Origin of the sequence: Streptomyces turgidiscabies Car8 (genome assembly GCF_000331005.1) — a bacterium.
GTDB lineage: Bacteria > Actinomycetota > Actinomycetes > Streptomycetales > Streptomycetaceae > Streptomyces > Streptomyces turgidiscabies.
In genome coordinates this window covers 1-5427 of record NZ_AEJB01000599.1, presented here as the reverse complement: position 1 = coordinate 5427, position 5427 = coordinate 1, and the positions used below count along the sequence as shown (strand labels likewise).

The window sequence follows — 5427 nt, the reverse complement described above, 5'->3', positions numbered from 1 at the left end:
CAGCGTTTACTTTTGCGGCTCCTGGCACAGGTGAGGGGGCTCTTCCATGGCCGTTCGCGGCAAGCACCGCCGGTACCAACCGAACAGGATCAACCGCGCCTCTCTCACCGTCACCGCAGGTGGCGCGGGTATAGCGCTCCCGTTGGTCGGCGCCGGAGTGGCGGACGCGGCGGACATGGCGACCTGGAACAAGGTCGCCGCCTGCGAGTCGACGAACAACTGGAGCATCAACACCGGCAACGGCTATTACGGCGGACTCCAGTTCAGCCAGTCCACCTGGGAGGCGTACGGCGGCACCGTCTACGCGGGGCGCGCGGATCTGGCCACCCGGGACCAGCAGATCGCCGTGGCCGAGAAGGTCCTCAAGGCGCAGGGCCCCGGCGCCTGGCCCACCTGCTCCGTCCGCGCCGGCCTCACCCGGGGCGGCGACACCCCCGACATCCACCCCGCGGGCGGCCCTGGCGACTCGGTCGGCGTGGAACGGAAGTCGCAGCGGACCGTCCGTGACGTGAAACCGCAGACCACACCCCAGTCCCAGGCGGGCACCGCCGAGATGTACACGGTCGTGCACGGCGACACCCTCTCCGGCATAGCGGACGACCGCTCGGTGAAGGGCGGCTGGCAGCGCCTGTACGCCGGCAACCCTCATGTCCTTCATGTCCTCTACAACGCCACCCAGGCCGCCGTCACCAGGGCCAACCCGCTCGCCGCCAGCGTCCACCCCGTCCGCGTCAGCCCCAGCCCGCCCGCCACCACGACCGACGCCAGCAGCAGCGCACCACCCAACGGCACCCACGCGTACAGAACACCCGCCGGACCCGACCGCACCACATCACGGCTCCCCGGCTTCACGACCACCGTGTACGTCTTACCCGCGCTCACCCCGACCGACTGGTCCAGCACGACCCGGCTCCGCGCCGTCGATCCCACCGACACCGGCCGGTACGACCCCGTACAGACGCCGTCCTCGCACTTCGCCACCGTCATCGTGCCCTGCTCACGGCCCTTGCTGAGCATCACGTGCTGAGCCGTCCCCCAGGACGCCCACACACCCGCGATCAGGATCAGCGCGGCGACCGTACCCATCACCGCGAACCGCCCGAACCGCCCCAGACGCCCGAGCCGCGGCGAGGCGGGGGCGGACTTGCGACGGTGGGCGGTGGCTGGCATGGCCGGGATCATTGGCCATGGTCGTGCGATCGGTCAACTCCTGCCCGACAAAGTCAGCAGTTGTACCCACGTATCTCCCGCACGATCCCGGTCACTCTCCGTACTCAGGAGTTGTACGCGCCCTGCGCCCGCTCCAGCCCCTCGGTCACGAGCGACTCCACCGCGTCCGTCGCCCGGTCCACGAAGTAGTCCAGCTCCTTGCGCTCCGCCGACGAGAAGTCCTTCAGCACGAAGTCCGCCACCTGCATACGCCCCGGAGGACGCCCGATCCCGAACCGCACCCGGTGGTAGTCAGGCCCCATCGCCTTCGTCATCGACTTCAGACCGTTGTGCCCGTTGTCCCCGCCGCCCAGCTTCAGCCGCAGCACCCCGTAGTCGATGTCCAGCTCGTCATGGACCGCCACGACACGGTCGAGGGACACCTTGTAGAACTCCCGCAGCGCGTTCACCGGCCCGCCCGACAGGTTCATGTACGACATCGGCTTCGCCAGGATCACCCGACGGTTCGCCGGACCCGGCGGCCCCACCCGCCCCTCGATGACCTGCGCCTGCGCCTTCCCGGCCCGCTTGAACTTCCCGCCGATCCGCTCCGCGAGCAGGTCGGCCACCATAAACCCCACGTTGTGCCGGTTCATCGCGTACTCCGGCCCGGGATTACCGAGCCCCACGATCAGCCAGGGGCCGCCCGCGTCGGTCGTCACGTCCATCTCTCCTTGATACGGGTCTTGATACACGCCGACCGCCGCCCCTGGTAGGAGCGGCGGCCGGCAAGCGAGGTGTTCGGGGCGATCAGGCCTCGGTGCTCTCGGCGTCGCCGTCGGCGGGGGCCTCCTCCGCCTGCGCGGACAGGACCTGGAGGACGACCGCGTCCTCGTCGATCGCCAGCGTGGTGCCCGAGGGCAGCGGGATGTCCTTGGCGAGGATGGAGGCACCGGCCTCCAGGCCCGCGATGGACACCGTGACGGACTCGGGGATGTGCGTGGCCTCGGCCTCGACCGTCAGCGTGCTCAGCACGTGCTCGAGCAGGAAGGCGCCCGGCGCCAGGTCGCCCTCGGTGTGGACGTAGACCTCGACGGTGACCTTCTCGCCGCGCTTCACGGTGAGCAGGTCGACGTGCTTGAGGAAGCCCTTGAGGGCGTCACGCTGGACGGCCTTCGGGATCGCCAGCTCGGTACGGCCCTCGATGTCCAGCGTGAGCAGGACGTTCGGCGTACGCAGGGCGAGCTGGAGCTCGTGGCCCGGCAGCGAGATGTGAACGGGCTCGGCACCGTGGCCGTAGACGACCGCGGGAACCTTGGCCTCACGGCGGATGCGGCGGGAGGCGCCCTTGCCGAACTCGGTGCGGGTCTCGGCGGTGAGCTTTACCTCGGACATGCTTTTCACTCCTCGTACGGGTGCGAGACGGACAGGTCACCCGGCCACGAACGGCCTGCTACGAAGAGCGCGTCGATAACGGAGCACCCGACCCGTGAATGACACGGGAACGGCCTCCCTCGCCGAGCAACTCCGACAGAGTACTCGCCAGGGGAGGCCGCAGAAAAATCGATCATGCAGAAGCGATCCGGCAGAGCCTGTAAGGCACGATCCCGCAGATCTTGTGGAAGCAGGTGACCCGGGGCCTACTGCTCGTCGAACAGGCTCGTCACCGAACCGTCCTCGAACACCTCACGCACCGCACTCGCGATCGTCGGCGCGATCGACAGCACCTTGATCTTGTCCAGGTGGGCACTCAGCTCACCCGGCGTCGGCAGCGTGTTCGTGAACACGAACTCACTCACCCGCGAGTTCTTCAGACGATCGGCCGCGGGACCCGACAGCACACCGTGCGTCGCCGTCACGATGACATCCTCCGCACCGTGCGCGAACAACGCGTCCGCCGCCGCCACGATCGTCCCACCCGTGTCGATCATGTCGTCGACCAGCACGCACACGCGACCCTTGACCTCACCCACGACCTCGTGGACGGTCACCTGGTTCGCCACGTCCTTGTCACGCCGCTTGTGCACGATCGCCAGCGGCGCACCCAGCCGGTCGCACCAGCGGTCGGCCACCCGCACCCGGCCCGCGTCCGGCGACACGACCGTCAGCTTGCCCTTGTCCACCTTCGCGCCCACATAGTCCGCGAGCAGCGGCAACGCGAAGAGATGATCGACCGGGCCGTCGAAGAAGCCCTGGATCTGGTCCGTGTGCAGATCCACCGTCAGGATGCGGTCCGCACCCGCCGTCGCCATCAGGTCCGCGACCAGACGCGCCGAGATCGGTTCACGCCCACGGTGCTTCTTGTCCTGCCGCGCGTAACCGTAGAACGGCACGATCACGGTGATGGACCTGGCCGACGCGCGCTTCAGAGCGTCGATCATGATCAACTGCTCCATGATCCACTGGTTGATCGGAGCCGTGTGGCTCTGGATCACGAAGCAGTCCGCGCCACGCGCCGACTCCTCGTAACGAACGTAGATCTCACCGTTCGCGAAGTCGAAGGCCTTCGTCGGCACCACGTCGACCCCCAACTGCAGGGCGACCTCCTGGGCGAGCTCGGGGTGGGCGCGGCCGGAGAAGAACATCATCTTCTTCTTCCCGTTCTTCCCGCCGGTCGTCTTGGTCCCGGTCACAGCACTGTCTCCTCGGAGGTGTCTCAGCCGTGATCAGCCCTGAGAGGCCTGCTCAGCTGGGGGTGTGCGGGTGTGCGCCTATCACGGTAGCCCGAGTCGGACGCGAGTGATTCCGGTCAGCTTTCGCCGCCCGGCTCCCGAGAAGCCGCCTCGGCCGCCTTCGCCGACGCACTTCCCGGACGCTTACGAGCCACCCAGCCCTCGATATTCCGCTGCTGGCCACGGGCCACGGCCAACGAACCGGGCGGCACATCCTTCGTGATCACCGACCCCGCCGCGGTGTACGCACCGTCCCCGACAGTGACAGGCGCCACAAACATGTTGTCCGAACCCGTCTTGCAGTGCGACCCGACAACGGTGTGATGCTTGTCCTGCCCGTCGTAGTTCACGAACACACTCGCGGCACCGATGTTCGTGAAGTCACCGATCGTCGCGTCCCCGACATACGACAGATGCGGCACCTTCGTCCCGTCACCGATCGACGTGTTCTTCGTCTCGACGTACGTCCCGATCTTCGACTTCACCCCAAGGCGGCTCCCGGGACGCAGATACGCGTACGGCCCCACATTCGCCTGCGCCCCCACCACGGCGCCGTCGGCGACGGTGTTGTCCACCCGCGCCCCCGCGCCCACCCGCGTGTCCTTCAGCCGCGAGTTGGGCCCGACCTCGGCACCCTCCGCGAGATGCGTGGACCCCTGGAGCAGCGTGTTCGGGTGGACGATCGCGTCCTGCTCGAAGGTGACCGTCACATCGACCCACGTACTGGCCGGATCGATCACACTCACCCCGGCGAGCATGGCCTCGGTCAGCAGCCGGTCGTTCAGAATCCGCCGCGCCTCGGCGAGCTGTACGCGGTTGTTGATCCCGGCGATCTCCCGGTGGTCGGCGGCCACGCAGGCCCCGACCCGGTGCCCGGCCTCGCGCAGGATCCCGAGTACGTCGGTGAGGTACTCCTCGCCCTGGCTGTTGTCCGTCCGCACCTTGCCCAGCGCGTCCGCGAGCAACCGACCGTCGAACGCGAAGACACCGGAGTTGATCTCACGGATCGCCCGCTGCGAGTCGGTGGCGTCCTTGTGCTCCACGATCGCCGTCACGGCACCCGACGCCCCGTCCCGCACGATCCGCCCGTACCCCGTCGCGTCCGGCACCTCCGCCGTCAGCACGGTCACGGCGTTGCCGTCACCCGAGTGGGTGGCGGCGAGCGTGCGGAGGGTCGTGCCGGTGAGGAGCGGGGTGTCGCCACAGACGACCACCACAGTCCCGTCGACGGCCCCGCCGAGCTCTTCGAGCCCCATGCGTACGGCGTGACCGGTGCCGTTCTGCTGGGCCTGGTAGGCGGTACGGATGCCGGTGCCGGCCTCCGCCAGATGCGCGGTGACCTGCTCACGGGCGTGCCCCACGACGACGACCAGGTTCTCGGGGTCCAACTCGCCTGCGGCGGCGAGCACATGGCCCACCAGGGAACGGCCACAGAGCTCGTGCAGGACCTTGGGTGTGGCCGACTTCATACGGGTGCCCTCACCCGCTGCGAGTACGACGACGGCGGCGGGGCGATTGGCGCTCACGGGGTGTGCCCTTCGGCTGCGGAGGGGGGCGGGACGACATCCGCAGGATACCGGGGCGTTTCGTGGGGGACATGAGAGTG

General features: G+C 68.5%; 5 protein-coding genes. 1 reads left to right on the top strand and 4 read right to left on the bottom strand.

The window, feature by feature from the left end:
• Positions 1 to 46: 46 nt before the first annotated feature.
• Positions 47 to 1027, top strand: coding sequence for a LysM peptidoglycan-binding domain-containing protein (locus STRTUCAR8_RS55290; protein ID WP_006382450.1), 981 nt, complete (start codon positions 47 to 49; stop codon positions 1025 to 1027).
• A 247-nt stretch (positions 1028 to 1274) separates the two neighbouring features.
• Here STRTUCAR8_RS55290 and pth read toward each other — a convergent pair whose 3' ends face one another.
• From pth to glmU, 4 genes are all read right to left on the bottom strand, one after another.
• The gene (pth, locus tag STRTUCAR8_RS41750) at positions 1275 to 1877 is read right to left on the bottom strand and encodes an aminoacyl-tRNA hydrolase (protein ID WP_044473801.1); all 603 of its coding nucleotides are present in this window, start codon (positions 1875 to 1877) and stop codon (positions 1275 to 1277) included.
• 82 nt (positions 1878 to 1959) lie between these two features.
• Positions 1960 to 2544: a 50S ribosomal protein L25/general stress protein Ctc gene (locus STRTUCAR8_RS41745; protein ID WP_006382453.1), complete on the bottom strand. Its 585-nt coding sequence runs from the start codon at positions 2542 to 2544 to the stop codon at positions 1960 to 1962.
• Positions 2545 to 2789: 245 nt separating this feature from the next.
• Complete coding sequence (locus tag STRTUCAR8_RS41740) at positions 2790 to 3782, bottom strand: ribose-phosphate diphosphokinase (RefSeq protein WP_006382452.1); 993 nt, start codon at positions 3780 to 3782, stop codon at positions 2790 to 2792.
• A gap of 116 nt (positions 3783 to 3898) precedes the next feature.
• Positions 3899 to 5347 (bottom strand): bifunctional UDP-N-acetylglucosamine diphosphorylase/glucosamine-1-phosphate N-acetyltransferase GlmU, encoded by a 1449-nt coding sequence (gene glmU / locus STRTUCAR8_RS41735; protein WP_006382448.1) that lies wholly within the window; start codon positions 5345 to 5347, stop codon positions 3899 to 3901.
• Between the last annotated feature and the right edge of the window lie 80 nt (positions 5348 to 5427).